This window comes from Xanthomonas nasturtii, assembly GCF_023337365.3.
GTDB lineage: Bacteria > Pseudomonadota > Gammaproteobacteria > Xanthomonadales > Xanthomonadaceae > Xanthomonas > Xanthomonas nasturtii.
The window spans coordinates 3,497,325-3,523,333 of the sequence record NZ_CP142084.2; the positions used below are offsets into that span (position 1 = coordinate 3,497,325).

Genomic DNA, 26,009 nt, shown 5'->3' on the forward strand with positions numbered 1-26,009 from the left:
CGTTTGCGCAACGCCCGCAGGGCGATGGGCAGACCGCTGTCAACGCCGACATCAGCGGGCTTTGACCGGCCGATACTGACGACGGTCACCGTACGCGGCGCCTTTGGTCTCCACATTGGCGCATAACCGGTCGCCGCACAGCACTACGTCGGCGGCGTTGTAGGCGCGCAGCAACTCGGCACGCAACTGGTTGTCGCGGATCTCCTGGCGATACTGGCTCAGTAACCATCCGCCGCCTACCAGCAACAGCAGCAGACTTCCCAGGACAACTGCCGCGCCTTTCCAGAGCAGCAGGCGCTGCCCGCGTTCGATACGCTTGAGTTGATCAGACAGCGACTGCGCGCCTTCGCCGATCAAACCACCGGCTTGCTGTAGCCGCTTTTCGAACCCGGCGACAGGTTGGTCCAACCCCTGCTGGATGCTTCGAATCAACGTGTCGGGCACGCGCTGTAACGTCTGTTCGGCCGAACGCGTCACTACGTTTGGCAGCGACTGCGCCACCTGCTCCAACTGCTGCGCAAGACGGCGTTGCAGTTGCTCCAATTCGGCACATCGGCGCTCGAACTGTTCCATCAAGGCAGCGGTCTTGCTGGCCAGCTCCATCGGGTCGTGTGTGCTCATCGTGCGTCCTGCCTTCCTGGTGATGACGACTACAGGCTGCGCGCACCGACGCGCATGGTTTCCTGCTGTTGCGACTCGGCCTGTTGCCGCTGCGCCTGCATCGCCTGCTGGGCCGCCTGTTGTTCCAGTTGGTTTACCGCCTCCACCGCCTCGGCGCGCAAGGCGCGGCCAGGCGGTTCGTTGGCCAGGGTCTGAGTCATCTGACGGAACTGATCACGGTCCCCGCTCTGTGCGGCGGCCAACATGCGGTCGAGAAATGCGCCGGGATCGTCCTGCAGAGAGGACGGCTTGCCGCCGTGTGTCGGCGACGCCGCGCGCATCTCCTGCGCATCCGGCTTGAGCGGAACCTGCCAGGTCTGTGGCGCATGGCTGCGCTCGCGGTCTTGCTGAAATTGTTGCATCTGTTGCTGCCAGCTGGGCGCATCCATTTCCCGACGCCCGGCCCCCGGCTCCACCGGACCGCGCAGCTGATCGACGCCATCACGGACAAGACCAGAAACTCCCCGCGAAGACAGCGTCAAGCCCGCCCGCAGCGTTTCCACGTCATCGCGATACTTCTCGATCATTGGCGCGTACTGCTGCGCGAGCTGACGTGCTGCGGGGTTTTCCGATACGGAACGATCCGGCTTGCTATCGGCATCGACGGGGAGAAAGTTGTGCATGCGATGCGACTCGCCCAACCTGACTGCAGCAGACAAGGGGTCGCGAGCGTCCAGCGCACCGTTGTCGTTGGCGTAATCGGATCTTTTCAGTGTGGCTATTTCGTTCGGCGTGGCATAGATCTCGACCCGCCCGTAGTGCCGGCTGGCAGCGCTGACCGCATCGCCAGCCATGACATGATTGATTACATCGTTACCACCTTCGGGAATTCGCCGATCCAAGCTGGTCGCCCCGTAGGCGTTGAATGTCTGTCCTTTCAAGCCGAAGTGGTGAGCAGTGACCTGAGCCAAATCGCCACCCAGGGAATGACCCGCAACTGTCACTTGGGGGGCTGGCTGGCCGGTCTTGATGCGCGCTTGTTCTGCGTAATCCAACGCATGCCGAGTAAAATCGACAGCGTCGGCAATCTGTGCGTTATGACGCGTTGCCACCATACCTCCATCGGCAAATGCGCCGTCCTGCATTGGCTGGCGATCAAACTCGCTTCCTCGGTGCACAACCACCATTTCACCAGTATCGGCCCTCTCGTAGATCACGCCTTGGTAGCCTGACGGCTTATCCACATAGTCTAGGCGTCTGCACGGAATACCGCCGATATCTACGATAGGGCTTGTGGGCCCCACCTTATCTGGCTTTTGGTATGCATCGTACGCAAGCGCAGCGTATTCCTGACTAGTCAGATTCATGGGACCAACCTCTCCGCCTTGAGAGTTACAACAAACAAATTTCTTCGGTTGGGCTCAGCGTAATTCTCGGCGGATGGCTTCCCTGTATCCGGGAAGTCATCGACGCCGCTTTTCGGATAACCATTTTTCCAGAAGTAGGTTTTCTTTGAGGCCGACTGCAGGATCTGCTCTTTCTCCAAACTAGGCGCAAAATCAGTCTCCTCATGTTTTCCACTCGCTTTTAGCGACATACCAACACCAATCAACTCCCAATGGCATACCCCTCTGCCATAGTAATCCGCATCCACCATGCCATCTGCAAAAATCGTCGCCACATAGGTCGTGGCATCGATTTTTTTGAAGACTGCAGGAACACCATCTTCTTTTTGCTTGGACCAGACCCCTGCAATCGGCTCAATCGGGGTGCACAGCGTATGATTCGTCATCTGATAAAAAGCCGCGCCATCTACGAAACCAAACGGTCCTGGCGCATCCTCGATGGTCATGGTGATCCGATAGGCCTGCGTAGGGTGCGGGTTCTTCCGATAGATCGGATCGCCGTCAGCGTCGCGGGCCTGCACGTCCTTTGATTGCATGGTGGTCTCCTTTGCCCCGCAGGCGCACAGTAAAGTCGCCAGGGAGATGCATAGCAGCGCGGCTGAAGTGCGATACATGGTGTAGTTGGCCGATAAACGCCTTGTTTCTTCAAGGCTACGTCCTTTCCTGGACAGCAACAACATTTCTATTGGCGCAATGCCAGTGCTGCCAATCGAATCGAGCGCGGGCAGCAAAGCTCTGGCGGTATTCGATGCCTATCTCCAAATTCAAGTCCAAGGAGCCAAGCCACCTCCCCTGGTTACCCAAAAAGACCGGAAGACACACTTGATAATCATTCCCATCGAGCGCAGGATGAGCGCCCGTTTCCCTGGCGGCCTCTTCCATGGCGTTTGCGGTTGGACTCCTCAATGCGGTGCCCAGTGTGCAGCTGTGCGAGCTGCTGGGCCGCGTGGGCTATGGATTCGTGGTGCTCGATCTGGAGCACGTGCTGCGCGCGCCCGATGAGTTGGAACATGCCATCCGCGCCTGTGAGGTGTCCGGTTGCGAGGCTTGGGTGCGGGTGCCGGAGGTGGACGAAAAACTGATCGGCCGGGTGCTGGACGCCGGTGCACGCGGGATCGTGATTCCGCGTGCCGAGTCGGCGGCGCAGATCGCCGATGCAATCGCTGCGGCGCGCTTTCCGCCACTGGGCCGGCGCGGCATCACCGGCGGCCGCGTCACCGGCTTCGGCAATGTCGATCTGCCTACCTACATCGCGCAGGCCAACGCCGGTATCCGCATCGTGCCGATGATCGAAAGCGCCGCCGGGGTTGCTGCACTCCCGGACATTCTCGCCGTGCCCGGCGTGGCGCTGGTGATGGAAGGCGCGCTGGATCTTGCGCTGGATCTGGGCCTGGGCCCGCAGCCCACCCATGTGCAGGTGTGGGAGTTGCTGCTGCAGCTGCATGCGCAGTGCGTTGCCGCCAACGTGCCGTTCTGCCCCAACCCGCGCACCGATGCGCAACGCGCGCACTGGCTGCAACAACCCGATCTGCGCTGGCTGCTGGCCGGCGAAGACCGCGCGCTGATTCAACGTGCATTGCGCGGCCATCTGGCCAGTTGTGCCGTTCCCACGTCACCACCCGCCTGCAGGAGCACGCCGTAGATGTCGACGTTCCGTTTCCACGCCCTGGCCATCGCCATCGCGGCGATCACGCTGCCCCTGCCGCCGCTGGCGCTCGCAACCGAGACCGCCGATGCAGTTGCCAACCCCGGAGGCGATCCGCCGATTCGGGCACTGGATGCGATCCAGGTACAGGGCAGCCTGCTTGGCCGTTCCAAGCCCGACGATGTGCAACGCTACGCGGGCAGCCGCCAGGTGATCGACCGCGAGCAGCTGCGCAACGGCGGCAACCGCTCGATTGACGATGCGTTGCAGCGCGTGCCCGGCATCAAGATCTTCGACGAGACCGGCACCGGCGCCTTGCCGCAACTGATGTTGCGCGGCCTGTACGAAAGCCGCAGCGGCCGCGTGCAGGTGCTGGAAGACGGCATTCCGCTGGCCCTGGCGCCCTATGGGCAGACCAGCCTGTCGTTGTTCCCGGTGGGTTTGAACCAGATCGACCGCATCGACATCGTGCGCGGCGGCGCCGCCGTGCAGTACGGGCCCAATAACGTGGGCGGCGTGATCAATCTGGTCAGCAAGGACATCCCCAGCGAATGGAGCACCACGCTGGCGCACAAGGTCACTGCCGGCGGCCAGGGCCAGTTCTTGCAGGACAGCGCGCTGAGCAGCGGCGGCTACCTCACCGACAACTTCGGCATGCAGGTCGATGCCAATCGCGCCTATGGCGAATACTGGCGCGCGCACAGCGACACCGACATCAGCAATCTGCGCGTGCGTGCGGAGTGGTGGCTGGACGACACCAAACTGCTCAAGGCCAGCGTGCAGCGCTATCTGGTGGACATGGACCTGGCTGGTGCGTTGAGTCCGGACGATTACCGCCGCGACCCGCGTCAGTCCACGCGCCCCCTGGACACCTTCAACGGTCGCACCACGCGTGCATCGTTGAGCTATGAGCAACTGTTGGGCGACTGGGGACCGATGCAGGATGTGCGCCTGGAGTGGACCAACTTCAGCGCACGCAGCAGCCGCAATTTCATCGTCGGCATGCGCCAGGCCGCGACCGAAACCTGGCGCTCGGACCTGCCGCCGCAGCTGCGCCAGACTGCGCCGCGCGACTTCCGCGTGGTTGGCAGCGAGCCGCGCCTGAGCTGGAACATGGGCGATGCCGGTGGCGTGCGCCAGCAGTGGACCGCCGGTGTACGCGCCGTGCGCGAAGACATCGACTTCCTGGTCGGCAACCTGCGTCTACGCGATGGGCTGTTCACCACGGTACGCGATTGGCAGTTCGAAGACCGCGCAGTGGCCGCCTATGTCAGCAACGCAATCACGCTGCCGGACGAACGCATCACCATTACCCCGGGATTGCGCTACGAGCGCCTGGACTCGCGCTATTTCAACCGTGCGACCGGCGTGAGCACGCTCAACCAGACCCGCGATGTATTGCCCGGTCTGACAGTGGGTTTCCAGGCCAACGAGCAGTGGTTCTTCTACGCCGATGGCCAGCGTTCGATGCGCGCGCCGCAGGTCACTCAAATCATCTTCGGCAACAACCTGGATGCGGAGCTGGCGTGGAATTACGAAGCGGGCACGCGCTATCAGCCCAACGAGCGCACCCGTATCCAGCTGGGCGCGTACCTGATCGATTTCGACCAGCAGATTCAGCTGGACAACACCACCCGCGTGTTCCGCAACCTGGGCAAGACCCGCCATCAAGGTGGTGAGCTGGAGCTGCAATGGAGCCCGGAGCAATTGCGCGCGCTTACCCTCAACGCCAGCTATGCGTATCTGGACGCCAGCCAGGAATCGGGCGCATTCCGCGGCTTCCGCGTGCCGTATACCTCGCGCAACCAGATCACGCTGGGCGGCACCTACGCGCTCGGTCATACCACTGTCGCGCTTTCCGGTTATTACTTCAGCAAGGCCTTCAGCGATGCCGCCAACACCGTGCAAGAGAACGCCATCGCGTCAGTGGGCCAATTGCCGGCCTACATGGTGTGGAACACGCAGGTGAGCCATACCTTGTTCGAACGCGATGGACAAAAATTCAGCGCTTCGTTGGCGATCAATAATCTGTTCGATCGGCAGTACTGGTTCCGCGGCATCGACACCAGTCCGTGGGGCCGTCAGGCCGCACCGGCACGAACCGTGACCGCCGGGCTGGAATACACGTTCTGAGCCCGCATCACTAGCTGCACACGACCGCCGCACAGGGGTGCCGGTCGCGCCTGAGGGCAACGGCGGTCGCGCTGACGGCCGCCACAGAGAACACGGCGTGCATGACGCACGCCTCACTGCCGCAGCATGCGGTATGCGATCACCGCATCGCAGGCCACCCACCGCCCCGCGGCGCCAGGCAGCCCGTTTCAGTACCGGTTTTTCCACCGTCCTGTTGAACGAGAGCTGCCATGACTGCGACATCCGCTGCACCGTTGGTGATCCTCACCCATGTCTGCCATCCGGCCATCACCGAAGGCTTCTTGCCGGCCGCGCACGCGCTGGGCCTGCCGGTGTGGTTGCTGACCGACCACCGGCTCGATCATCTGGCCTACTTCCGCGAGCACCCGGCGCATGCGCCGCAGCGGGTGATCGAATGCGATGTGTTCAATCCGCTCGGGGTGCTCGACGTGTTGCACGATGCGGACATCGCGCCGCGTGCAGTGTTCAGCAATAGCGACCATCTGCAGACCAGCACCGCGCTGGTGGCCGCCGCGCTTGGCCTGCCCGGCAAGGACTGGCAGGTGTGCTACGCCGCCAAGAACAAGGCCGCGATGCGCCAGCGCCTGCGTGCACGTGGCCTGCCCTGCCCGTGGTTCTGCACCCTGCCGCCCGGCGCTGCGTTGCCGGCGCAGATTCCTTGGCCGGTGGTGGCCAAACCGCGCGAGGGCGTAGCGAGCCTGGATGTGCGCCACTGCGCCGACGCTGGGCAATTGCAGGCCTATCTGGACGATGTGTGGCAGCGCCATCCGCAGCGCAGCGTGTTGCTGGAAGGCATGCTGGAGGGCGCGCTGTTTACGCTGGAAACCCTGGGCGATGGCAGCAGCCTGCAAGCCATCGGCGGCTTCAAGGTACGGCTGTCGCCACCGCCGCACTTCGTCGAATGCGAAGCGCAGTGGGATGCCGATGTAGGCACGCCGGTGGTCGCACAAGCGCTGCAACAGTTGCGTGCATTCGGTGTGGGCTTCGGGCTGTGCCACAGCGAATTCATTCTGACCGCCGATGGCCCGGTGCTGGTGGAAATCAATTACCGCAGCATCGGCGACCGCCGCGAATTCCTGCTCGACGAGATGTTTGGCCGGCAATGGTTCAATGCGGCGCTGGCACCGCACCTGGGCCTGCCGTTGCCGCAACTGCGCAGCACGCGTGCGCATGCATTGCTGCGCTATTACGTGGCAGAACACGATGGCGAATTGGTCACCGCCAGCGAAGACCGCCGCCATCACGATGCGCACAGCGACGTGCACTACCGACGCATGCGCGCACCGGGCGAACACATCCGCCTGAGCCATTCCAACAAGGATTATCTGGGCGTCCTGAGCGCACTTGCCAGCGATGCACAGGCGCTGCAACAGGCGGTGATACAGGCCGAAGCGGGCCTGCAGTGGCGTATCGATCACGCGCAGGTGCGCGCATGAACAGTGCGGCCGACCAACGCTACATCGCGACCCGCATCATCGATGCCTGCCTGCGCGAAGACCTGCGTGGCATTGCCACGCGCGGCACTGCCACAACACCCGGCCCAGCAGTGCTGGCGGTGTGGACCGACCCCAGCCCGGTGGAAGGCTGGTGGCGCATCGCACATGTGCCCGGTGGCACGCTGTGGCTGCCGATCCATCGGCAGGGCACCCTGCAGGACATCAGCGCCTGCGGCGACAGCTGGATCGTGCAGACTCCCGAAGGGGCACATGTCGAACGCGGCGCGCACGCCTGGCTGCAACGCATGAGCGCCGAACTCGATGCCGAAACGCAACAACTGCATCGCGCCTACGCCGAGGAAGCCGACTGCGCCGCTGCGCATCGGGGTCTGGCGCGGCAGGCGTACCACGCACAGGCACCGGCGCTGATCAATGCGCTGCAGCACGCCGATGCCGCCGAGCGGGCGTACCGCTGCGACCAGTTGGCCAGCTACCGCGACCATCCGTTCTATCCCACTGCGCGCGCCAAGGCCGGGCTGGATGCAGCCGAGCTGCGCCATTACGCGCCGGAATTCGCACCAACCTTCGCGCTGCGCTGGCTGGCGGTTCCGCAGGCCTTGGCACAGTGCACCAGCGCCCCGCCGGCCGAGCTGTGGCCGGATTTCGTCAGCCTGGGCCTGCCGGCCGAGCTGGCCGCCACGCATGTCGCCTGGCCGGTGCATCCGTTGGTATGGGAACGCTTGGAGCAGGAAGGTTTCGCGTTGCCTAACGGCGTGTTGCGTGCGCCGCAGCCCTGGCTGGAGGTGCGCCCGACGCTATCGGTGCGCACGCTGGTGCCACTGCAGCATCCGCAGCTGCATCTGAAGCTGCCGATTCCGATGCGCACGCTGGGTGCGCTGAATCTGCGCTTGATCAAACCCTCCACGCTGTACGACGGGCATTGGCTGGAGCGCGCATTGCGCAATATCGATGCGCGCGACCCTGCGCTGCGCGGCCGTTGCGTGTTCGTGGATGAAGCCCATGGCGGGCACGTCGGCGAAACGCGTCATCTGGCCTATCTGGTGCGGCGTTACCCGCCGCTGGACGATGCCACGCTGGTGCCGGTGGCCGCGCTGTGCGCGCCCATGCCGGATGGCCGCCCGATGGCGCTCCATCTGGCCGAGCGTTTTGCGCACGGCGACGTGCTGCAGTGGTGGCGCGACTACACCGAACTGCTGCTTGCCGTGCATCTACGCCTGTGGCTGGGGTACGGCATTGCGCTGGAAGCCAATCAGCAGAACAGCGTGCTGGTGTATGCACAGGGCAGCCCGGTGCGCCTGTTGATGAAGGACAACGACGCTGCACGGATCGCGCTGCCGCAGTTGCGTGCGGCGCTGCCGGCGGTGGACGCGTTAGGCCCGCTGCAGGACGCACGCATTGCAGTGGACGACGCGCAGGCATTGGCGCAGATGTTCTGCACCATCGTGCTGCAGCTGGACCTGCAGGCCGTGCTGGAAGGCCTGGCCGAATGGCAGCCCGCGCTGCGCGCACCGCTGTATGCACAGTTGCAGGCGCAGTTCGCATCAACGCTGGCGTACCTGGAGAGCGATGGCATCGATACCGGCCCCGCGCGCCGCCTGCTGGCCGCGCCCCGGCTGCCGGTGAAATACCTGCTCAGTGCCGGCAGCCTGCTCAGCAAGCAGCGCACCGGCGCCACCGACATCAATAAGTTCTACGGCGACAGCGCGCCCAATCCCTTCGGCACTGCGTTCGCGCACGCGCAACAACCACCGCGCAAGCAGGCGGGTACGCAACGATGAGGCGCATCCTGGGCCCGGTGCTGGCCGCGCATTATCTGGCGGCATTCACTGCGTTGGGCATGCCGCTGTTTCTGCCGCAGGTCTTGGCCGAACTGGCGCCATCGGCCGCCGTGGGCTGGAGCGGCGTGCTGTATGTGCTGCCCACGCTCTGCACCGCGTTGACCGCGGGCGCCTGGGGGCGTCTGGCGGACCGCTATGGCCGCAAGCGCTCGCTGCTGCGCGCACAACTGGGGCTGGCGCTGGGCTTTGCGATTGCCGGCTTTGCACCGTCGCTGAGCTGGCTGGTGATCGGCCTGATCGTGCAAGGCGCCTGCGGCGGTTCGCTGGCGGCGGCCAACGCGTACCTGGCCAGCCAGCCGCAGGCCGGCCCGTTGGCGCGCGCACTGGACTGGACCCAGTATTCGGCGCGGCTGGCCATGGTGAGCGCGCCGGCCCTGCTTGGCCTGGCACTGGCGCTGGGCCCGGCGCAATCGCTGTATCGCGCACTGGCCGTGCTGCCGTTGCTGGCGTTTGCGCTGACCTGGCGACTGCCCGCCGACCAACCGGCCGCGCGCCCCCCCGCTGCCGGCAAACCGTCGACGTCCTCGACGCACGCAACGTCATCGTCGGCATCGCTGCCGGCAACCAGCACGCCGTTGTGGCCGGCCTTGCTGCTCGCGCAGTTCTTGTTCTGCTTTGCGATGGTGGTGACGTTTCCCTATTTCATTCCGTATGCGCTCGCGCGCGGCGCCGGCCACGATGCGCTCGCCGGCCTGCTCTACAGCCTGCCGCATCTGGTCTATCTGCTGGTACTGCCGTGGTGGCGACGCGACGACGGCGAGGCGTGGCTGGTGCCGGGTCTGGCGTTGTTTGCGGTGGCCTGCGTGTGGCAGGCGCTGCTGCACGATGCCATCGCCCTGGCGGTAGCGCGGCTGCTGTTCGGCTTCGGCATGTTGTTCGGCCTGCGTGGGCTCAACCGCAGTCTGGCGCTGGTCGCCAGCGGGCACGGCGCCGGGCGTCTGTTCGGCCGTTTCGATGCCTGCGGCAAATGGGCCGGCGTAGCCGCCGGTGCTGCCGCCGGCGCACTGGCGCAGGCATCCGGCCCTGCCACCCCTTTCCTGGCTGCCGCGCTGGCTGCGGCGGCCGCTGCGCTCACCGTTCTGGTGCGCTTCCCTTCGAGGAGAACTGCCGATGTCGCCGCACACGATGCATGACCCCTGGTACGAGAGCATGGCCGACGCGCAGGCCTGCAGCTGCTGGTTGAACTGTTACCTGCGCGAATTTGCGATTCCGCAGCGTGCGGTGCAGTTCGACTATCGCGGGCTGGATCGCCCCGGCCCGCGCATGGCCGAGCACCGCTGGCTACGCATCGACCTGGGCGAGACCGGCGCGCTGTGCGTGCGCATTGCCTACGCCGATCGCCTGGGCCGCTGCCGCTTCGCCTCCACGCCGTTTCTCAAGAGTGCCGGCAAGCCGTGGCACAGCCTGGATGCGGATGCGTTGGCGCGCTGCCTGTTGCAGGCGTTGGGCAGTGCACAGGCTGTCAACCCGGAACTGCTCGCGCAAAGCGCCAACAGCGTGGCGGTCACCGCCGCGTTGTTGCGACAGGCGCAAACCACTGCCACCACTGGCGAGGCGATGATCGACGCCGAACAATCGATGCTGTGGGGGCACGCAATGCACCCGACGCCGAAGAGTCGCGAAGGGGTGGATCTGGATCAGGTGCTGGCCTGTGCACCGGAAGCGCGCGCGTCCTTCCAGCTGTTCTGGTTCCGCATCGACCCGCGGCTGTTGCGCACGCAGGGACGCGACGTGCGGGCGAGTTTGAAGCAGCTCTCCGGCAGCGACAATCTCTACCCCTGCCATCCCTGGGAAGCGCAGCGGCTGCTCCAGGACCCATTGCTGCGCACCTTGCAGGCACGCGGCCTGATCGCGCCGGTCGGTGCGTTGGGCGATGCAGTGCGGCCGACCTCGTCGGTGCGCACGCTGTATCACCCGGAGCTTGCGTATTTCCTCAAGTGTTCGGTGCATGTGCGGCTCACCAACTGCGTGCGCAAGAACGCCTGGTACGAGCTGGAAAGCGCGGTGGCGCTCACCGAGCTACTGGCCCCGAGTTGGCGCGCGCTGGCGGTGCAGGCGCCGGGCTTCGACGTGATGCTGGAACCGGCGGCGACCTCGCTGGAGATCGCGCAAGTCGATCCCGCATTGCACGATGCCGACCCACTCGCTGCACGTGCCCTGTCGGAGAGCTTCGGCATCTTGTACCGGCAAACCCTGCCGGCCGCACAACGCGCACGCTGGCAACCGCAGGTGGCTGCGGCCTTGTTCACCTGCGATGCGCAGGGCAACAGCGTGTGTGCGGCACGCCTGCAGGCGCTGTGCAACGCGCAGATGGACCGGCACACGGCAACGCTGCTGTGGTTCCGCGCCTATGCAGGACTGCTGCTGGACGGTGTGTGGAGCGCGCTGTTCCAGCACGGCATCGCGCTGGAGCCGCATTTGCAGAACACCGTGATCGGCTTCGTCGATGGCTGGCCGACGCGGGTCTGGATCCGCGACCTGGAAGGCACCAAGCTGCTCGCCCACCATTGGCCGGCGGCACGCCTGCACGGTGTGGGCGAGCGCGCACGGCAATCGCTGTATTACACGCCCGAACAGGGCTGGAACCGGGTGGCGTATTGCGCATTGGTCAATAACCTGGCCGAAGCGATTTTTCATCTGAGCGAAGGCGATGAGGCGCTGGAAGCGCGCCTGTGGCACTGCGTGGGCGAAAGTGCCATGCGCTGGCAGCAACGCCATGGCGCAAACGCCGCATTACAGGGCCTGATCGATGGCGCACCGCTGCCGGGCAAGAACAATCTGGGCACGCGGCTGTGGCAGCGCGCGGACCGTCACTCCGACTACACCGCACTGCCCAATCCCATCGCGCGCATGACGGCGGCGCGGCAGGTGGCGGCATGAGTCTGCACATCGACAACGCCGCGGTGCTTGCCGCCTTGCCGCAGCTGCGCGAACGCTGCGATGGCCCGGTTTGCGCGTATGTCTACGACCTGGCGGCACTGGACGCACACACGGCCTGGATGCGCGCGCACCTGCCGGCGCAGTGCGAACTGTTCTACGCGGCAAAAGCCAATGCAGAGCCGCCGGTCCTGCGCACGCTGGCGCCGCATGTGGATGGTTTCGAAGCCGCGTCCGGTGGCGAACTGGCCTGGCTGCATGCACAGCAACCACAGGCAGCGTTGTTGTTCGGTGGCCCGGGCAAACTCGATACCGAACTCGCCCAGGCGGCCGCCCTGCCCAACTGCACGGTGCATGTGGAAAGCCTGGGCGAACTCGAACGCTTGGCGGCGATTGCAGCGCAAGCCGGCCGCTGCGTACCGGTGTTTCTGCGCATGAATATTGCCGTGCCCAGTGCGCAGAGCACGCGCCTGATGATGGGCGGGCAGCCCTCGCCGTTCGGCCTGGATCCGCACGATCTGGCTGCAGCGATCCACCGCCTGCAGGCAAGCCCGTCGCTGCGCCTGGAAGGCTTCCATTTCCATCTGATGTCGCACCAACGCGATGCCGCCGCGCAACTGCACCTGGTCGCCGCCTACCTGCACACCGTGCAGCAATGGCGGCACACCTATGCACTGGGCCCGTTGCGGGTGAATGCCGGCGGCGGCTTCGGCGTGGATTATCTGGCGCCGCCATCGTCATTCGATTGGGCCGGATTTTGCGCCGGGTTGCCCGCCTTGCTGCGCGACCATGGCACCGACCTGCGCCTGCGCCTGGAACCCGGACGTTACGTCAGCGCCAGCTGCGGCTGGTACCTGATGGAAGTGCTGGATCTCAAGCGCAGCCACGGCGCGTGGTTTGCGATCGCCCGCGGCGGCACCCATCACTTCCGCACGCCGGCCGCGCAGAGTCACGATCATCCGTTCCGGATCCTGCGCGGGGCACGTCCACCTGTTGTGCGCGACACGCCGGTGACCCTGGTCGGGCAGCTGTGCACGCCCAAGGATGTGCTGGCACGTAATCAACACGTCGCCGCGCTGGCGCCCGGCGACTGCCTGGCCTTCCCGCTGGCCGGCGCGTATGCGTGGAATATTTCGCACCAGCAGTTCCTGATGCATCCGCCACCGCAGATGGTGTTTTTGCCAGGGGTGGAGGCGACAGCCTGATTGCCGACCAACAAAGGTCTTGTCAGCATTACGCTTTTGTGGGATTAGCAATCGAGACACGCGCTCGTCTACTATCATGCCGGCACGTCAGAGTTGCATGCGGCAGCCAAAGCGCCGTGGCCCGTTCATCGCCTGCTGGTGCTGACGAGGCCGCACGCGTGGCAACGCGTGTGTCAGCCTTGCGTAGACCGAAGGAAATTGCCGCGGAGTCTCAACCATGCAGCTACCTGGCACGATACTTGGTGCCTGAGTAGCCACCATAGAAGCGATGTAGGGAGTTCCGTTGAAAAAGATTGTTTCAATCTTATTGGCAGCCCTAGTACTGGCTACGCTCGTGTTCTTTTACTTTCGCACAAATCAAAGAGACGGGAAAACGTCATCTCAAACTGCAAATACCTCGAGAAATGACGACAGCGCCCGTGAACCGTATGTGTTAGAAGACGGCTCGCGTGCAGCCACATCCAAGACCTGGGCATCGGATTCAAGCGAACAAATTGATCGGCTTTTCCACGACACCAAGAACAAAGCCGAATCCGGGGACCCTGTCGCGCAGCGCGAGCTCGCCCAAATTTATGAGCGCTGTTTCATGTACAGCCTATCGCCCAAAAATCTGTCAGGCATGGTCGATTCATTTGCAAAAGCAGATCCAGAGAACGCAGCACGTTATGCAGCATCATTCAAGCGCCTTTCGCACTATTGCGACTCGCTAGACAATGGCAAGAAAATACCGCTTGAAGCTTTTCAGTTATGGTACGCCGAGGCTGCCAGACGAGGAGACCTGATTGCGCAGATCAAGGTTGCTTCGACACCGGATAGCGGACTGAGCGAAGCCGCTTATGGTGAGCTCATAGCGAAGGCTTTCGAAAGCAAGGATCCAGATGCGATTTTTGCACTTGGAGATTTGCTAGCCTTGGCAAAGACACCAGTTAGCTTTGGCGATTACGCGCACCCACAAGGTGGAGATTACTCCGAACATTCGTGGGAGATTGCGGCATGCCGCGCAGGGGCAGAATGTGGTCCCGGATCGTTCCGTATCGATTCCGGCTGCCTGAGTGGCATGTGTAACGCATCAAACTATGAAAGCTTGATAAAAAAGAATTTCATTCCTCCGGCACAGTTGAAATTTCTCGAAAGGGACGTAGAGCACATCAATTTTCTACTGCGTCAAGTGACCAAGTGACTGGAGCTTGACCATTTCTTTTCGTGTCGCACGTGGAATACGAGGGCAGTTTTTTAGCCTGGGCAATATGCAACTCTGGTTTGCAGCTCATAGACCATCAACCTTGCTCATCAGCCAACTGGAGCGGCACCCGAATGTCGGCGCGCAGCTCGGCTTCGGCAACGGTTTCCGGGTCATCGAGATAGAGGTAGTGCAGCGGTGCGTCGCGCAGCGCGTAACCGCTGTCCGGTAGCCAGTGCGCGAGCAGTTGGTCGAGCGCGTTCTCGACCCCTGCATACGTCCCAACGTGGCGCAGCACGGCGTGCGTGCCGCCGGCGAGCTGGCGGACGTGCAAGGGCGATGGCGGGTCCACCTTGGCGTCGAATGCAATGCCGCATTCGAACACGTGCTGCCGCGCAGGGACATCGCGGTGGTCGCTCAGCGGCACACCGACCAGCGCCTGTAGATGCGCGATCACCCCACGGCGCTCGGCCCATGCGGCGATGCGGCCAAAGCCGCGGTCCAGATCGTCGAAGGCGCCGCGCTGGCGCAGCACCACCACTTCCAGGGGGGCGAGCACCTGCACCCGCACCTGCAACGGCGCGGTGTGTGCATGCGTTGGCAGCGACGGGCCGGCGAGTTGCTGCAACTTTTCTGCGCGCAGTTGTGGTGCATCGCGCAGGCTGGAGGGGCTGACCTGCAGCACCAGGCGGAAGGCGCGTGCCAGCGCTTGCGGGGTTTGATAGCCGACCGACAACGCTACTTCGGTCACCGAGCGGCCCTGCTCGCCCAACAGATGCAGCGCATGACTCAACCGCAGCCGCGTGGTGGTCGTGCCCAGCGTCTCGCCTGCCAGAGCGCGGTACACGCGATGAAAATGCGGCGGCGATTGATGCGCCAGCGCGGCCAGCGTTGCCAGGTCCGGCAGCGGCGCGCCGGCACGAATGCTGGCCTGCAGATGGGCCACGACGCGCTCGACCGCACGCTGCCGATGGAAGACGACCGACGCTGCTGCTGGCATGGGCAGTTCCTCTGGAAGGCGGTGAGCATCGCGCAGATTGGCAGCAGCCGCGGTCCCGATCTTGCGCATCTCGGCCCGCTCTGCCGGGCTGCTCGCGCTTGTCGGTGTGCAGTTACTGGCAACACGGAACTGTTCGTCGGGCCAAGCCGGACGATGCGCAAGGTCAATCGCCCCTGCCACCTCGAACAGCAGTCGCGTCCGCCTGACGGCATCGCAAGCGCCTGGCCCGCAGCCTTCAACTCGCTTGCAGCGCCAACGCCACGATCACTGCCGTTTCGCTCAGTTCCACCAGTGCGCCGCAGGTATCGCCGGTCATGCCACCCAGGCGCTGCAGGCAGGCGCGGCGCCACAGCACGAAGACCACAGCGGCGATGGCGCAGGCCAGCACGGCGCGTGGCACACCGGCAGCAAAGGCGCAGCCGAACCCGAGTAACAACGAGACATGCATGCCCGCGCGCGCGCTGCCAATCAGGCCACTGCCCAATCCACCGGCACGCACGTACGGCGTGCTCAAAAACGCGGCCACCAGCAACGTGCGCGCCAGCAGCGGTGCCAGCCACACGGCGCCGGGCGCGGTGGGCAGCAGCGTGGCCAGTGCCGCGCATTTGAGCAGCAGTACCAGCACCACCGCAGCCACCGCCATCGGGCCGCTGCTTGGGTCTTTCATGATCGCCAGCGTGCGCGTGCGATCGCCCATGCCGCCGACCCACGCGTCGGTCATGTCGGCCAGCCCATCCAGATGCAAGCCGCCGGTGAGCCAGACCCAACTGCTCAGCAGCAAGGCGGCCCCCAGCAGCGGCGCCACATCGCGCAGGCACCATGCCAGCGCGCTGAGCACCGCACCCAACAGCAGGCCGACCAGCGGATACCACGGCAGCGAACGCGCCTGCGCAGCGGGACGGGCGAACACCCAGCCAGGCACCGGAATGCGGGTCAAAAACCCCACTGCAGCGAGCAAGCCGTCGATCATCCGGCGTCGCGACCGGACAGCGTGGGTACGGGCGACAGCTGTGATGTCGGCATGGCATCTGCGCTGGCCAGCGGCCATTTGAGCGGATGCAGCGAAGCGTGCGGCACAGCCATCTCGGTCATGCTGCCGAAGGGACGTGCTTCGACCATGCAGCGCAGCGCGCGGATGGCGCCCCCATGGGTAACCACCAGCACGCGTTGCGCCGGATGGTGCGTCACGATGGCGTCCAGTGCTGCTGACAGCCGCGCGCAGAAGTCTGCGAACGGTTCGGCCTGCGGCGGTGGATGGCGCACCGGGTCGGCCCAGAAGCGTCCAAGCGCTGCGCCTTCGTCACGGTCGATGTCGGCCACCGGCACGCCCTGCCAGCGGCCGAAGTGATATTCGCGCAGGCGCGGGTCCAGCTGCAGCGGGATGGCGCGTGCCTGCGCCAGCTCGGCGGCAAACTTGGCGCAGCGTTGCAGCGTGGATGCCACCACCGCATCCCACACGCCCTCTGCAGTGGCCGCGCGCAGTTGCTGCCAACCCAGCTCGGTCAGCGGGTCGTCGAGCTGGCCGCGATAGCTGCGTTGCCCGGTATCGCCATGCCGCAACAAGGTGATCTGCGCACTCATGCGTCCGACACTCCGGCTTCGGCAAAGGTGGCCATGCCGTTATGCAGGGCGCAGGCGCTGCGCAGCAACGGAATCGCGACTGCCGCGCCGCTGGCCTCGCCAAGCCGCAGATCCAGTTGCAGTAAGGGTTCTGCATCCAGCGCGCGCAGCAGCGCCGCATGCCCACGTTCCTGCGAGCGATGCCCGAACAACATCCATTCGCGCACCCCGGGGTTCAGGCGGGTGGCCACCAGTGCCGCAGCGGTGGTGATGAAGCCATCCACCAACACCGGGATGCCGGCCTGCGCGGCGGCGATATACGCGCCGACCAAGGCAGCAATTTCAAACCCGCCAAGCCGGCGCAGCCGCTCCAGCGGGGTGGATGCATCGGCGTGCACGGCCAGCGCACGCGTGATCACGGTGGCCTTGTGCGCGATGCCTTCGGCATCCAGGCCGGTGCCTGCACCCGCCATCGCCTGCGGAAACTGCGACAGCAGCGCGCAGCCCAGCGCCGCGGCGGAGGTGGTATTGCCGATGCCCATCTCGCCACCGACAAACAGCTGCGTGCCGCAACTTTTTGCCTGCGCGATGCTGTCGGCACCGGCGGCGAGCGCATCGCGCAGCTGCGCGTGCGTCATCGCCGGCTGTTCGCAGATATTGGCACTGCACGGCGCGATCCAGGCACGCCGCACCCGCGGCAGGTCGCCGGGGTCGTTGACCACGCCCAGATTCACCACTTCCAGCCGCGCACCCAATTCGCGCGCCAGCACCGCAATGGCTGCGCCGCCGCGTGCAAAGTTGCGCACCATCTCGCCGGTGACCGCCTGCGGAAATGCCGACACCCCTTCGGCTGCCACAGCATGATCGGCGGCATACACCGCAATCCAGACCCGCTGCACCGCCGGGTGTTCGGTGCGTTGCCAGGCGGCCAGTTGCACTGCCAGGTGTTCCAGCCGGCCCAGTGCACCGGGCGGTTTGGTCAGCTGCTCCTGGCGGGCCAGCGCAGCAGAGCGCATGCGCGCGTCCGGCACGGCGCAGGCGCCAACGATCCAATCGCTATTCACACGCTCTCTCCCTTCAGCACCATTGGCAAGCCTGCCACCACCAACACCACATGCGCGCACTGTAGCGCCAATGCCTGATGCAGCCAGCCGGCTTCGTCGACAAAACGACGCGTGAGTTCGCCCAACGGCACAACGCCCTGCCCTACCTCGTTGCTGACCAGCACGATCTGCCCCGGAAGGTGCGGGAGCACCGCGAGCAGCGCAGCGCGCTCGCGCGCGAACGCGCCCGCATCCGGATGGCCGAGCAGATTGCTCAGCCACAGGGTCAGGCAATCCACCAGCACGCAGCGATCCGGCGCGGCATGCGCCTGCAGGCTTGCGGCCAGCGCAATGGGCTCTTCCACGCACTGCCAATGCGGCGGGCGCTGGCTGCGGTGATGGGCAATGCGCCGCTGCATTTCATCGTCGAACGCTTGCCCCGTGGCCAGATACGTCACTTCACGTCCGGAGGCGGCGGCGATGCGCTCGGCCAGCGCGCTCTTGCCCGAACGGGCGCCGCCCAGAATCAAGTGCTGCATACCGGTTCCTTGCTGATGAGGTGTGTCAGTGCGGTGGTGTCCAGATGCGCGTGCACCGCGTCGGCCAGACGCTCGAGGCTGGCCTCGCGCAGTGCGGCAAGATCCAGCGGCGCGGCCTGTGCCAGACCGGCCCACGCCAGCAAGGCGGCCAGTGCCTGCGGGTGATCGAACAGGCCATGCAAATACGTGCCCAGCACCTGACCATCGTCGGAGATGGCGCCATCGCTGCGCCCATCGTCCAGCTGCAGCAATGGCCGTGCCAGTGCGGCGCCGTTGCTGATACCGCAATGAATTTCGTAGCCGCTGACGCTGGCATCGCCCAGCAGCAAACGCCCCTGCACCCGATGCAACTGCTTGTGCGGGTGCAGCGTGGTTTGCAGCGCCAGCCAACCAAGACCGGCGCTGCTGCCGGCCGGGCCTTCGATGCCCTCCGGGTCGTGAATGTGGGTACCCAGCATCTGCAGACCACCGCAAATGCCAAGCAATTTCCCGCCATAGCGCAGATGACGGGCGATGGCGGTGTCCCAACCATGGATGCGCAGCCAGTGCAGATCGAGCCGGGTGGATTTGCTGCCCGGCAGCACGATCAGATCGCAGGGCGGTGGCGCCTGTCCGGGACCGATCAGGTGCACCTCCACCTGCGGGTGCGCCAGCAACGCATCCAGGTCGGTGTGATTGCTGATGCGCGGCAACACCGGCACCACCACGCGCAACTGCGCGTTCGGCTTCTGCGGCACGTTGCGTGGCAACGCATCCTCGGCATCCAGCTGCAGGCCGTGCAGATACGGCAACACGCCGAGTACCGGTTTCCCGGTTTCGCGTTCCAGCCACTCCAGGCCAGGCTGCAGCAACGCCAGATCGCCGCGGAACCGATTGATCACAACACCGGCCACGCGCGCGCGTTCGCTGGGCGACAGCAACGCCAGGGTGCCGACCAGGTGCGCGAACACGCCGCCGCGGTCGATGTCGGCGACCAGGATGACCGCGCAATCCACCGCTTCGGCATAGCCCATGTTGGCGATGTCGTTGGCGCGCAGATTGATCTCGGCCGGGCTGCCGGCACCTTCCACCAGCACCACATCGAAGCGCTCGACCAGGCGTGCGTGCGAGGCCAACACGGCGGTGAATGCAGTCGCCTTGTAGGCGTGATAGCCCACTGCATCCAGCGTGGCCACCGGATGCCCGTGCACGATCACCTGCGCGCCGGTGTCGCTATTGGGCTTGAGCAACACCGGATTGAAATCGGTGTGCGGCGCCAGCCCGCACGCCTGGGCCTGCAGCGCCTGCGCGCGGCCGATCTCGCCGCCATCCACCGTCACTGCCGAATTGAGCGCCATGTTCTGCGGTTTGAATGGCGCCACCGCAATGCCCTGGCGATGCAGCCAGCGGCACAGCGCGGCCACCAGCGTGCTCTTGCCGGCATCGGACGTGCAGCCCTGCACCATCAACACGCGCGCACTCACGCCGCCACCTCGCGCAGCGCTGCACCCAGACGTGCTTCGCCTGCGGCATCCGGCGGAAGACCGAAGCGCAGGCTGGCGGGTATTTCGAACAGCCGGGTCAAGATGCCGCGCTGCGCCAGCGCGGTGTGCAAGGCAGCTGCATCGTCGCGCCGGCACCACTGAAAAAACGCCGTGCCTGCCGTGGGCGCGAGCGCATGGGCCTGCAATAGCTGCGCAAGCCGCTGCGATGCCGCGTGCAACTGCGCATGTGCCTGCAACTGCCAGCGCGTGTCGGCCAATGCCTGCTGCACGGCCCAGCGCGCGGGGCCGCTCAGCGTCCAGGGCCCCAACTGTTCGCGCAGTGCATCCAGCACGGTGTGGTGCGCACAGACAAAGCCTGCCCGCGCGCCGGCCATGCCGAAGAACTTGCCCACCGAGCGCAGCACCACCAATCCTGGGCGCTGGGTGTAGGCGCACACGCTGTGTTGCGGGGTCGCATCCATGAAGGCTTCGTCGATCACCAGCCACCCGCCGCGCGCGGCCAGGCAGGCGTGCAGCTGCAGCAGCGTCTCGGGGTCGAAGCTGTCGGCGCAGGGGTTATTGGGATGGATCAGCACGATGACATCCAGCGTCTTTCCGGCTTGCAGCAACTGCGCTGGGTTCATCGCCACCACCTGATGCCCGGCACGTTGCCATGCCTGCGCGTGCTCGGCATAGCCGGGCGTCAACACACCGACGCGGCTAGGCGCGCGCAGCAGCGGCAAGGCCTGAATCGCCGCCTGCGAGCCGGCCACCGGCAATACCTGCGGCGCGCCGTAGTACGCAGCCGCGCAGTCGGCCAAGCCGTCGTCGTCTTCCGGCAGGCGCTGCCACACATGTTCCGGAATGACAGGGACCGGCCACGCAAACGGGCTCACGCCAGTGGACAGATCCAGCCAGTGCGCAAGCGGAATCTCGTAGGTCTGCGCAGCGCGGCGCAGACGTCCGCCGTGTTCAAGCATGCTGTGCTCCCGGTGGTAAGGCAGGGTGATGTGCGTCGTTATGAACGACGAGCCGATGCATCCTGGTCACGGGCCGAACCATCCGCATGCCGATCATCGCATCGCCAGCGCTGTTGCCAGCGCGCCCAGCAGCAGCCATAACGCCACACCGGCACGCACCAGCCACAACCCGCGTTGCACGCTGTTGGCGTTTGCCAATGCGCCCTCGCCCAGCGGTGGACGTGCCTGCCAGTGACCGTGGTACAGCGCCGGCCCGCCCAGCTGCACCTGCAGCGCACCAGCGCCTGCCGCCATCACCGGGCCGGCGTTCGGGCTCTTCCAGCCGCGCCCTTGCCGCCAGGCGCAGCGCATGCCTGCGCCGGTGCGACCAAGCACCGCGTAGGTCACCGCCGTCAGCCGCGCCGGCAGCCAGTTCAATGCATCGTCGATGCGCGCCGCAGCCCAGCCGAAATTGGCGTAGCGCGGCGTGCGATAGCCCCACATCGCATCCAGCGTATTGGAAAGCCGGTACAGCACCGCACCTGGCGCGCCCAGCAGCACGCCCCAGAACAGCGCGGCAAACACCGCGTCGCTACCGTTTTCCAGCACCGATTCGGTCGCTGCAGCGGCCACTTGGGTTGCGTCCAGTGCCGCCGTTTCGCGGCTGACGATGCGCCCGACCGCGGCGCGCGCCACGGGCAGATCGCCGGCCTGCAAGGCATCGATCACCGGCTGCGCGTGTTCGCCCAGGCTGCGCAATCCCAGCGCCAGGTAGAGCGTGATTGCGGCCCATCCTGCTGCCGCCCAGGGCGAAAACTGCCATAGCGCCCATTGCGCCGCTGCGGCAACGATGGTCAACGGCAACACCGCGACGCACCAGGCAAGAACACCGACGCTGCGACGGTCGCGATGCAGCCGCGCTTCGAGCCGCTGCGCGCAGTTGCCGAACAGCACCAGCGGATGCGCACGCCGCGGCTCGCCGAGCAGCAGGTCCAGCAGCACCGCCGTGATGGCAATCACCAGCAGCAAGGCGTGCCGCTGCGCGTCATGCCAGCCGGCCTGTCGGTAACGCTGCACGGCATTGCATGCGCTCGCCCACCGCTACAGCTCGATGCCAAGTTGCGCCTTGATGCCGGCGTTGAAGGCGTGCTTGATCAAGCGCATCTCGGTGACGGTGTCTGCCGCCTCGATCAATCCGGCCGGCGCACCGCGCCCGGTGATCACCACATGCTGACGCGGTGGGCGTGCGGCCACGGCGGCAAGCACCTCGTCCAGCGCGATGTAGTCCTTCACCAATGCGATATTGAGCTCGTCCAACAGCACGAAGTCGTAACGCGCATCGGCCAGCATGCTGCGCGCAATGTGCCAGGCGGCTTGCGCGGCAGCGATGTCGAGCGCGCGGTCCTGGGTTTCCCAGGTGAAGCCTTCGCCCATGACGTGATAATCGAGCAGATCCGGAAACCGGCGAAAAAACGCCTCTTCTCCGGTCGAAAACGTGCCCTTGATGAATTGCACCACGCCGCAATGCAGGCCATGCCCAAGCGAGCGCGCCAGCATGCCGAAGCCGGACGAACTCTTGCCCTTGCCGTTGCCGGTATTGACCAGCAGCACACCGCGATCGATCACCGCACGTGCGATGCGCCGGTCGACCAATTCTTTTTTGCGCTGCGCACGTTCGCGGTAATGCGCGTCATCCTGCTCGGGGGTCGTCATGCGCGTGCTCCAACGGGTGAACGGGTGCCGGCGGCGCGTAGTGCGCCCACCAGCGCGAAGGCCATGCCGACGTAGCCAGCCAGGGTGCCGAGCGCGCGCGGGTAGTACGCCGGCACGCGGGCCATGAACCCGCCCAGCGTGGCGTGCGGGTAGCGACCGGAGAGGAAATAGAAGCCGCCCTTGGAGAGCAGATAGGCGGCGCTGCCGCTGATCAGCAGGGCCAACGGCAGCCCGGCGACACCGCACCAACCCTCGCGCTGCAGCTGCACTGCAGACAGCCGCCCGCCACACCACAACACGGCGTAGGCCAACGCCAAGGCCCAGTACGCCGGCGACAAACACCAGTCGCTGACGCTGCCCGAGGCCAGGCCGATCAGATCCAGCAGCGATGCAATCCCGAACAGCAATGGCAACATCCACAGCGGCCGCAGCAACGCACCGGCCAGAAAAAACACCGCCGATGACGCGCTGGGCAAGGCGTCCACAGAAGCGAAATGCTCGCCGCGCGTGCAGACCATCAACACTGCAAGCGCGATGCCGCAGATCCTGGCCGCTGCACCGTGCAATGGCAGCGGCGCCACAGCCGCGCGCGGCGTTGCCATCACGACAGGTCCAACGGCGTGGAGAAGTGCGTTACCGCACGCGCGTTGCGCCAGCGCAGCACGCACCATGCCGCCGCCAGCACCACCGCCAGGTAGAGCGCGGTCGTACGCACGAACACCGGCCCCCATTGCCAGGCGCGCTGCAGGTACTGCGCCCAGTGCGGGTCGGTGTAGCGCCCGCCCCACCAATAGAACGCGCCATTGGAGATCAAGAACGACAGCACCGCGGCCAGGGTGCCCAGGCCCCAGGCGATGGTCAGCGACGCAGCGCCAGGCCGCACGCGTGCGTGACACGCGCGCCCGGCATACCAGAGCACGCCGTAGGCCGCCGGCAATGCGGCGTAGGCAGCAGTGATGCAGAAGTCGCTGACGCCGGCCAGACGAACGGCAGCCCAATCGATGGCCACCGACAAGCCCAGCAAGGCGACAAAGTAGCCGTGCCGCCGCAACGCCAGGCCACCGAGGAAAAACACGGCCATGGACGCGTCCGGCAAGTGCAGCCAATCGCTCGCATGATGAAAGCGGGTGGCAGTCATCACCAGCATCGCAGCGATGAACACCACGCGTTCGGAACAGCGGGATAACGGCGACATCGATGGTCTCCTTCGGGGTTTCGGTTGCCAGCCACACCGCGCAACAGACATCAGGCAAACGACCGGCCCTGGCAGACCGTAGCGTTGGTTGCATCTGGCGGCAAGCGCACACAGCGCGCAGAACCCGCAGCGTACGAACGCCAGATGATGCTTCGAGCACCGACTGCATCCATCTGGCGGTGAGCGCAGTCGGTGTTGGCTGCTCTTATTGCGCAGGCTGGTAGCGCAAGGTGAGCAGATAATTGCGGCCCGGCTGCGCGTACCAGCGTGCCGTTTCGTACTGGCGGTCGAACACGTTATTGGCGGTGAGCTGCACCTTCCAGTCCGCGTTCACTGCATAACTCACGCGCAGATCCAGCAAGCCATAGCCGGCCAGGCGTTCGGTGTTGGCCAGATCGTCGTAACGCGCGCCCGACCCGAACAGGCTTGCGCCGATCCCGACTGCGCCAATGCTGCGGTCGGCGTCGAGACGCCCGCTCTGACGCGCACGCCGCGGCAACCAGTTGCCGTGATTGACGTCGCCATCGGCCTGCGGCGCGAGCCAGGTCAGTGCGCTGCGCACCGTCCAGCCGGCCAGTTCGGTGTCATAGCCGGCTTCCACACCGCGGATGCGTGCCCGATCGATGTTGTTCGGCTGCCCGAACGGATGCGCCGCATCCACCAACGACGCGTCATAGGCAATCAGATCATCGATACGGGTCTGAAACGCGCTGAGCGTCCAGGTGCCCCAGTCGTAACGACCGCGCACGCCGAGCTCGGCGCTTTTGGAGGTTTCCGGCCCCAGCAACGGGTTTCCGTAATCGGGGTAGTACAACTCGTTGAACGTTGGCGCCTTGAACGCCGTGCCGTAGCTGGCGGTCAGGCGCAGGTGATCGGCAACGTCCCAGCCCCACAGCAGGCTACCGGTGGTCTTGCCGCCGAACTGGCTGTTGTCGTTGCGGCGCAGGCTGGCCTGCACCGATTGCGTGCCGAAGCTCTGCTGCCACTGCGCGAATGCTGCGCGGTCGATGCGGCTGTCGGCATCGTAGCTGTCGCTGCTAGCGATGGCATCGCGCTGCCAATCAAACCCGAGCGTCAGCAAACCCGGCGCTGTGGTGATATCGGCCTGCAACGCGCCCTGCTTGCGGCGGGTGTCGTAGGTCGACAAGTACGCGCCTTGGTAATACGCATCGCTCAGATCCAAACTGCTGCCAACGCTGGCGGTGAGCTTGAGCGCATCGCTCGGCGCGTAACGTACGCGGCCACCGACCGCCTGCTGCACGCCCTTGCCCAGATTGCCGCCGAAGGCCGAGCCGTCGTATTCGTTACGGCTCTGCGCGCGCAGCGCATGCACATCCGCATCCCACTGCCGGTTGAAGCGCCAGCCGCCTTGTGCACTCAACGAATCATTGCGATAGCCATCGCGGTCTGGATCGAAAGCGCTGGAGCTGGTGTCCAGATAGGCATTGATGCCGTCGGTTTCGTCATGCACGGCATTGACCGAATACCAACCGCCGGCTTCGCTCAGATCGCCCTGGCTGCGCCCGGCCACGCCCGCAGCGTAGCGGCGCGCATTGTCGCTGCCGGCTGCAACGCTCACGCTCGGCACGAAACTGCCTTGCGGGCGCCGGGTAAAGATCTGGATCACCCCGCCCAGCGCCTCGGAGCCGTAGAGGCTGGAAAACGGGCCACGCACGATTTCGATGCGTTCGATCTGCTCGATCGGAAGATCCTGCAAGGCCGCACCACCGGAGGTCGCCGAGCCGATGCGCACACCATCGATCAGTACCACCAGATGATCGGACTCGGTGCCGCGCAGGAACAGCGAGGTCGCCTTGCCCGGGCCCCCATTGTTGGCCAGCGACACACCCGCCTCGCCACGCAGCAGGTCCTGCAGCGAAGTGACCTGGCGACGCTCGATCTGCGCACGGTCGATCACGGTGACTGGCGCCAGCGTCTGGTCCTGCGTCTGCGCGGTGCGCGAGGCGGTCACCACGACTTCGTCGAGATCGATGGCGGCCTCGGCCTGGGCCGGATTGGCCAGGCACAGCGACAGTCCCACGGCGAGCACGGCACGACGCGGCAAAACGGAAGAAAGGGACATCAACTGCTGCTCCTGGAACCGCGCCAACCCGCGCGTGGGCAATGGGGCGGCAAGCAGCAACGGGCCAGGCGTCCGACGCGCAGCGTCAGACG

23 protein-coding genes are annotated in these 26,009 nt (G+C 65.5%); 8 read left to right on the forward strand and 15 right to left on the reverse strand.

The genetic code is table 11. The features are described 5' to 3' along the window. Positions 1-51: 51 nt before the first annotated feature. Genes M3O59_RS15205 through M3O59_RS15215 form a run of 3 tightly spaced genes read right to left on the reverse strand, consistent with a single transcriptional unit; the run spans position 52 to position 2,542 of the window. Positions 52-621 (reverse strand): hypothetical protein, encoded by a 570-nt coding sequence (locus M3O59_RS15205; protein WP_064634589.1) that lies wholly within the window; start codon positions 619-621, stop codon positions 52-54. Positions 622-650: 29 nt separating this feature from the next. After that, positions 651-1,967 carry an alpha/beta hydrolase family protein gene (locus M3O59_RS15210; RefSeq protein WP_116905372.1) on the reverse strand — a complete coding sequence of 439 codons (1,317 nt, stop codon included), beginning with the start codon at positions 1,965-1,967 and terminating at the stop codon, positions 651-653. Continuing rightward, positions 1,964-2,542: a hypothetical protein gene (locus tag M3O59_RS15215; RefSeq protein ID WP_116905373.1), complete on the reverse strand. Its 579-nt coding sequence runs from the start codon at positions 2,540-2,542 to the stop codon at positions 1,964-1,966. The genes M3O59_RS15210 and M3O59_RS15215 overlap by 4 nt, the downstream gene beginning before the upstream one ends. Positions 2,543-2,886: 344 nt before the next feature. On the opposite strand from M3O59_RS15215, the gene M3O59_RS15220 reads away from it, so the two are divergent. The 8 genes from M3O59_RS15220 to M3O59_RS15255 all read left to right on the forward strand — a co-directional run bounded on the left by M3O59_RS15220 (position 2,887) and on the right by M3O59_RS15255 (position 14,362). Beyond that, on the forward strand, positions 2,887-3,648 hold the full coding sequence (locus M3O59_RS15220; RefSeq protein ID WP_116905374.1) for an HpcH/HpaI aldolase family protein: 762 nt from the start codon (positions 2,887-2,889) through the stop codon (positions 3,646-3,648). After that, positions 3,649-5,784, forward strand: a complete 2,136-nt coding sequence (locus M3O59_RS15225) for a TonB-dependent receptor family protein (protein ID WP_116905375.1) — start codon at positions 3,649-3,651, stop codon at positions 5,782-5,784. Positions 5,785-6,014: 230 nt separating this feature from the next. Next, positions 6,015-7,241: an ATP-grasp domain-containing protein gene (locus M3O59_RS15230; RefSeq protein ID WP_116905376.1), complete on the forward strand. Its 1,227-nt coding sequence runs from the start codon at positions 6,015-6,017 to the stop codon at positions 7,239-7,241. Next, the gene (locus M3O59_RS15235; protein WP_116905377.1) at positions 7,238-9,040 is read left to right on the forward strand and encodes an IucA/IucC family protein; all 1,803 of its coding nucleotides are present in this window, start codon (positions 7,238-7,240) and stop codon (positions 9,038-9,040) included. The genes M3O59_RS15230 and M3O59_RS15235 overlap by 4 nt, the downstream gene beginning before the upstream one ends. After that, positions 9,037-10,233, forward strand: coding sequence for an MFS transporter (locus M3O59_RS15240; RefSeq protein ID WP_064634583.1), 1,197 nt, complete (start codon positions 9,037-9,039; stop codon positions 10,231-10,233). Before M3O59_RS15235 ends, M3O59_RS15240 begins: the two co-directional genes overlap by 4 nt. Next, positions 10,211-11,980: an IucA/IucC family protein gene (locus M3O59_RS15245; protein WP_116905378.1), complete on the forward strand. Its 1,770-nt coding sequence runs from the start codon at positions 10,211-10,213 to the stop codon at positions 11,978-11,980. Before M3O59_RS15240 ends, M3O59_RS15245 begins: the two co-directional genes overlap by 23 nt. Continuing rightward, the gene (locus M3O59_RS15250) at positions 11,977-13,182 is read left to right on the forward strand and encodes a type III PLP-dependent enzyme (RefSeq protein WP_116905379.1); all 1,206 of its coding nucleotides are present in this window, start codon (positions 11,977-11,979) and stop codon (positions 13,180-13,182) included. Before M3O59_RS15245 ends, M3O59_RS15250 begins: the two co-directional genes overlap by 4 nt. A 283-nt stretch (positions 13,183-13,465) precedes the next feature. Then, the gene (locus tag M3O59_RS15255; RefSeq protein WP_147308458.1) at positions 13,466-14,362 is read left to right on the forward strand and encodes an SEL1-like repeat protein; all 897 of its coding nucleotides are present in this window, start codon (positions 13,466-13,468) and stop codon (positions 14,360-14,362) included. A 97-nt stretch (positions 14,363-14,459) separates the two neighbouring features. On the opposite strand, the gene M3O59_RS15260 is transcribed toward M3O59_RS15255, so the two are convergent. The 12 genes from M3O59_RS15260 to btuB all read right to left on the reverse strand — a co-directional run bounded on the left by M3O59_RS15260 (position 14,460) and on the right by btuB (position 25,917). Beyond that, positions 14,460-15,362: an AraC family transcriptional regulator gene (locus M3O59_RS15260; RefSeq protein ID WP_249046933.1), complete on the reverse strand. Its 903-nt coding sequence runs from the start codon at positions 15,360-15,362 to the stop codon at positions 14,460-14,462. Positions 15,363-15,597: 235 nt separating this feature from the next. After that, a complete protein-coding gene (locus M3O59_RS15265) occupies positions 15,598-16,332 on the reverse strand; it encodes an adenosylcobinamide-GDP ribazoletransferase (protein WP_064634579.1) in 735 nt (244 codons plus the stop codon). Beyond that, positions 16,329-16,943: a histidine phosphatase family protein gene (locus tag M3O59_RS15270; protein WP_064634578.1), complete on the reverse strand. Its 615-nt coding sequence runs from the start codon at positions 16,941-16,943 to the stop codon at positions 16,329-16,331. Before M3O59_RS15270 ends, M3O59_RS15265 begins: the two co-directional genes overlap by 4 nt. Then, on the reverse strand, positions 16,940-17,986 hold the full coding sequence (gene cobT / locus M3O59_RS15275) for a nicotinate-nucleotide--dimethylbenzimidazole phosphoribosyltransferase (RefSeq protein ID WP_064634577.1): 1,047 nt from the start codon (positions 17,984-17,986) through the stop codon (positions 16,940-16,942). Before cobT ends, M3O59_RS15270 begins: the two co-directional genes overlap by 4 nt. Beyond that, positions 17,983-18,504 (reverse strand): bifunctional adenosylcobinamide kinase/adenosylcobinamide-phosphate guanylyltransferase, encoded by a 522-nt coding sequence (gene cobU, locus M3O59_RS15280; protein ID WP_116905381.1) that lies wholly within the window; start codon positions 18,502-18,504, stop codon positions 17,983-17,985. The genes cobT and cobU overlap by 4 nt, the downstream gene beginning before the upstream one ends. Further along, a complete protein-coding gene (locus M3O59_RS15285) occupies positions 18,492-19,967 on the reverse strand; it encodes a cobyric acid synthase (RefSeq protein ID WP_116905382.1) in 1,476 nt (491 codons plus the stop codon). Before M3O59_RS15285 ends, cobU begins: the two co-directional genes overlap by 13 nt. Next, positions 19,964-20,947 carry a threonine-phosphate decarboxylase CobD gene (cobD, locus tag M3O59_RS15290; protein WP_116905383.1) on the reverse strand — a complete coding sequence of 328 codons (984 nt, stop codon included), beginning with the start codon at positions 20,945-20,947 and terminating at the stop codon, positions 19,964-19,966. The genes M3O59_RS15285 and cobD overlap by 4 nt, the downstream gene beginning before the upstream one ends. 93 nt (positions 20,948-21,040) lie before the next feature. After that, positions 21,041-21,955: an adenosylcobinamide-phosphate synthase CbiB gene (gene cbiB / locus M3O59_RS15295; protein WP_064634658.1), complete on the reverse strand. Its 915-nt coding sequence runs from the start codon at positions 21,953-21,955 to the stop codon at positions 21,041-21,043. A gap of 72 nt (positions 21,956-22,027) precedes the next feature. Beyond that, positions 22,028-22,639 carry a cob(I)yrinic acid a,c-diamide adenosyltransferase gene (gene cobO, locus M3O59_RS15300; RefSeq protein WP_064634573.1) on the reverse strand — a complete coding sequence of 204 codons (612 nt, stop codon included), beginning with the start codon at positions 22,637-22,639 and terminating at the stop codon, positions 22,028-22,030. Then, positions 22,636-23,241 (reverse strand): hypothetical protein, encoded by a 606-nt coding sequence (locus M3O59_RS15305; RefSeq protein ID WP_116905384.1) that lies wholly within the window; start codon positions 23,239-23,241, stop codon positions 22,636-22,638. The genes cobO and M3O59_RS15305 overlap by 4 nt, the downstream gene beginning before the upstream one ends. Further along, the gene (locus M3O59_RS15310) at positions 23,241-23,834 is read right to left on the reverse strand and encodes a hypothetical protein (RefSeq protein ID WP_116905385.1); all 594 of its coding nucleotides are present in this window, start codon (positions 23,832-23,834) and stop codon (positions 23,241-23,243) included. The genes M3O59_RS15305 and M3O59_RS15310 overlap by 1 nt, the downstream gene beginning before the upstream one ends. Before the next feature lie 205 nt (positions 23,835-24,039). Continuing rightward, positions 24,040-25,917, reverse strand: a complete 1,878-nt coding sequence (gene btuB / locus M3O59_RS15315) for a TonB-dependent vitamin B12 receptor (RefSeq protein WP_147308459.1) — start codon at positions 25,915-25,917, stop codon at positions 24,040-24,042. Between the last annotated feature and the right edge of the window lie 92 nt (positions 25,918-26,009).

Bases quoted from the DNA above. Each gene is read 5' to 3' on its own strand.
- M3O59_RS15205 (WP_064634589.1), bottom strand. From the start codon at position 621: ATGAGCACACACGACCCGATGGAGCTGGCCAGCAAGACCGCTGCCTTG.
- M3O59_RS15210 (WP_116905372.1), bottom strand. From the start codon at position 1,967: ATGAATCTGACTAGTCAGGAATACGCTGCGCTTGCGTACGATGCATAC.
- M3O59_RS15215 (WP_116905373.1), bottom strand. From the start codon at position 2,542: ATGCAATCAAAGGACGTGCAGGCCCGCGACGCTGACGGCGATCCGATC.
- M3O59_RS15220 (WP_116905374.1), top strand. From the start codon at position 2,887: ATGGCGTTTGCGGTTGGACTCCTCAATGCGGTGCCCAGTGTGCAGCTG.
- M3O59_RS15225 (WP_116905375.1), top strand. From the start codon at position 3,649: ATGTCGACGTTCCGTTTCCACGCCCTGGCCATCGCCATCGCGGCGATC.
- M3O59_RS15230 (WP_116905376.1), top strand. From the start codon at position 6,015: ATGACTGCGACATCCGCTGCACCGTTGGTGATCCTCACCCATGTCTGC.
- M3O59_RS15235 (WP_116905377.1), top strand. From the start codon at position 7,238: ATGAACAGTGCGGCCGACCAACGCTACATCGCGACCCGCATCATCGAT.
- M3O59_RS15240 (WP_064634583.1), top strand. From the start codon at position 9,037: ATGAGGCGCATCCTGGGCCCGGTGCTGGCCGCGCATTATCTGGCGGCA.
- M3O59_RS15245 (WP_116905378.1), top strand. From the start codon at position 10,211: ATGTCGCCGCACACGATGCATGACCCCTGGTACGAGAGCATGGCCGAC.
- M3O59_RS15250 (WP_116905379.1), top strand. From the start codon at position 11,977: ATGAGTCTGCACATCGACAACGCCGCGGTGCTTGCCGCCTTGCCGCAG.
- M3O59_RS15260 (WP_249046933.1), bottom strand. From the start codon at position 15,362: ATGCCAGCAGCAGCGTCGGTCGTCTTCCATCGGCAGCGTGCGGTCGAG.
- M3O59_RS15265 (WP_064634579.1), bottom strand. From the start codon at position 16,332: ATGATCGACGGCTTGCTCGCTGCAGTGGGGTTTTTGACCCGCATTCCG.
- M3O59_RS15270 (WP_064634578.1), bottom strand. From the start codon at position 16,943: ATGAGTGCGCAGATCACCTTGTTGCGGCATGGCGATACCGGGCAACGC.
- cobU (WP_116905381.1), bottom strand. From the start codon at position 18,504: ATGCAGCACTTGATTCTGGGCGGCGCCCGTTCGGGCAAGAGCGCGCTG.
- cobD (WP_116905383.1), bottom strand. From the start codon at position 20,947: ATGCTTGAACACGGCGGACGTCTGCGCCGCGCTGCGCAGACCTACGAG.
- cobO (WP_064634573.1), bottom strand. From the start codon at position 22,639: ATGACGACCCCCGAGCAGGATGACGCGCATTACCGCGAACGTGCGCAG.
- M3O59_RS15305 (WP_116905384.1), bottom strand. From the start codon at position 23,241: ATGGCAACGCCGCGCGCGGCTGTGGCGCCGCTGCCATTGCACGGTGCA.
- M3O59_RS15310 (WP_116905385.1), bottom strand. From the start codon at position 23,834: ATGTCGCCGTTATCCCGCTGTTCCGAACGCGTGGTGTTCATCGCTGCG.
- btuB (WP_147308459.1), bottom strand. From the start codon at position 25,917: ATGTCCCTTTCTTCCGTTTTGCCGCGTCGTGCCGTGCTCGCCGTGGGA.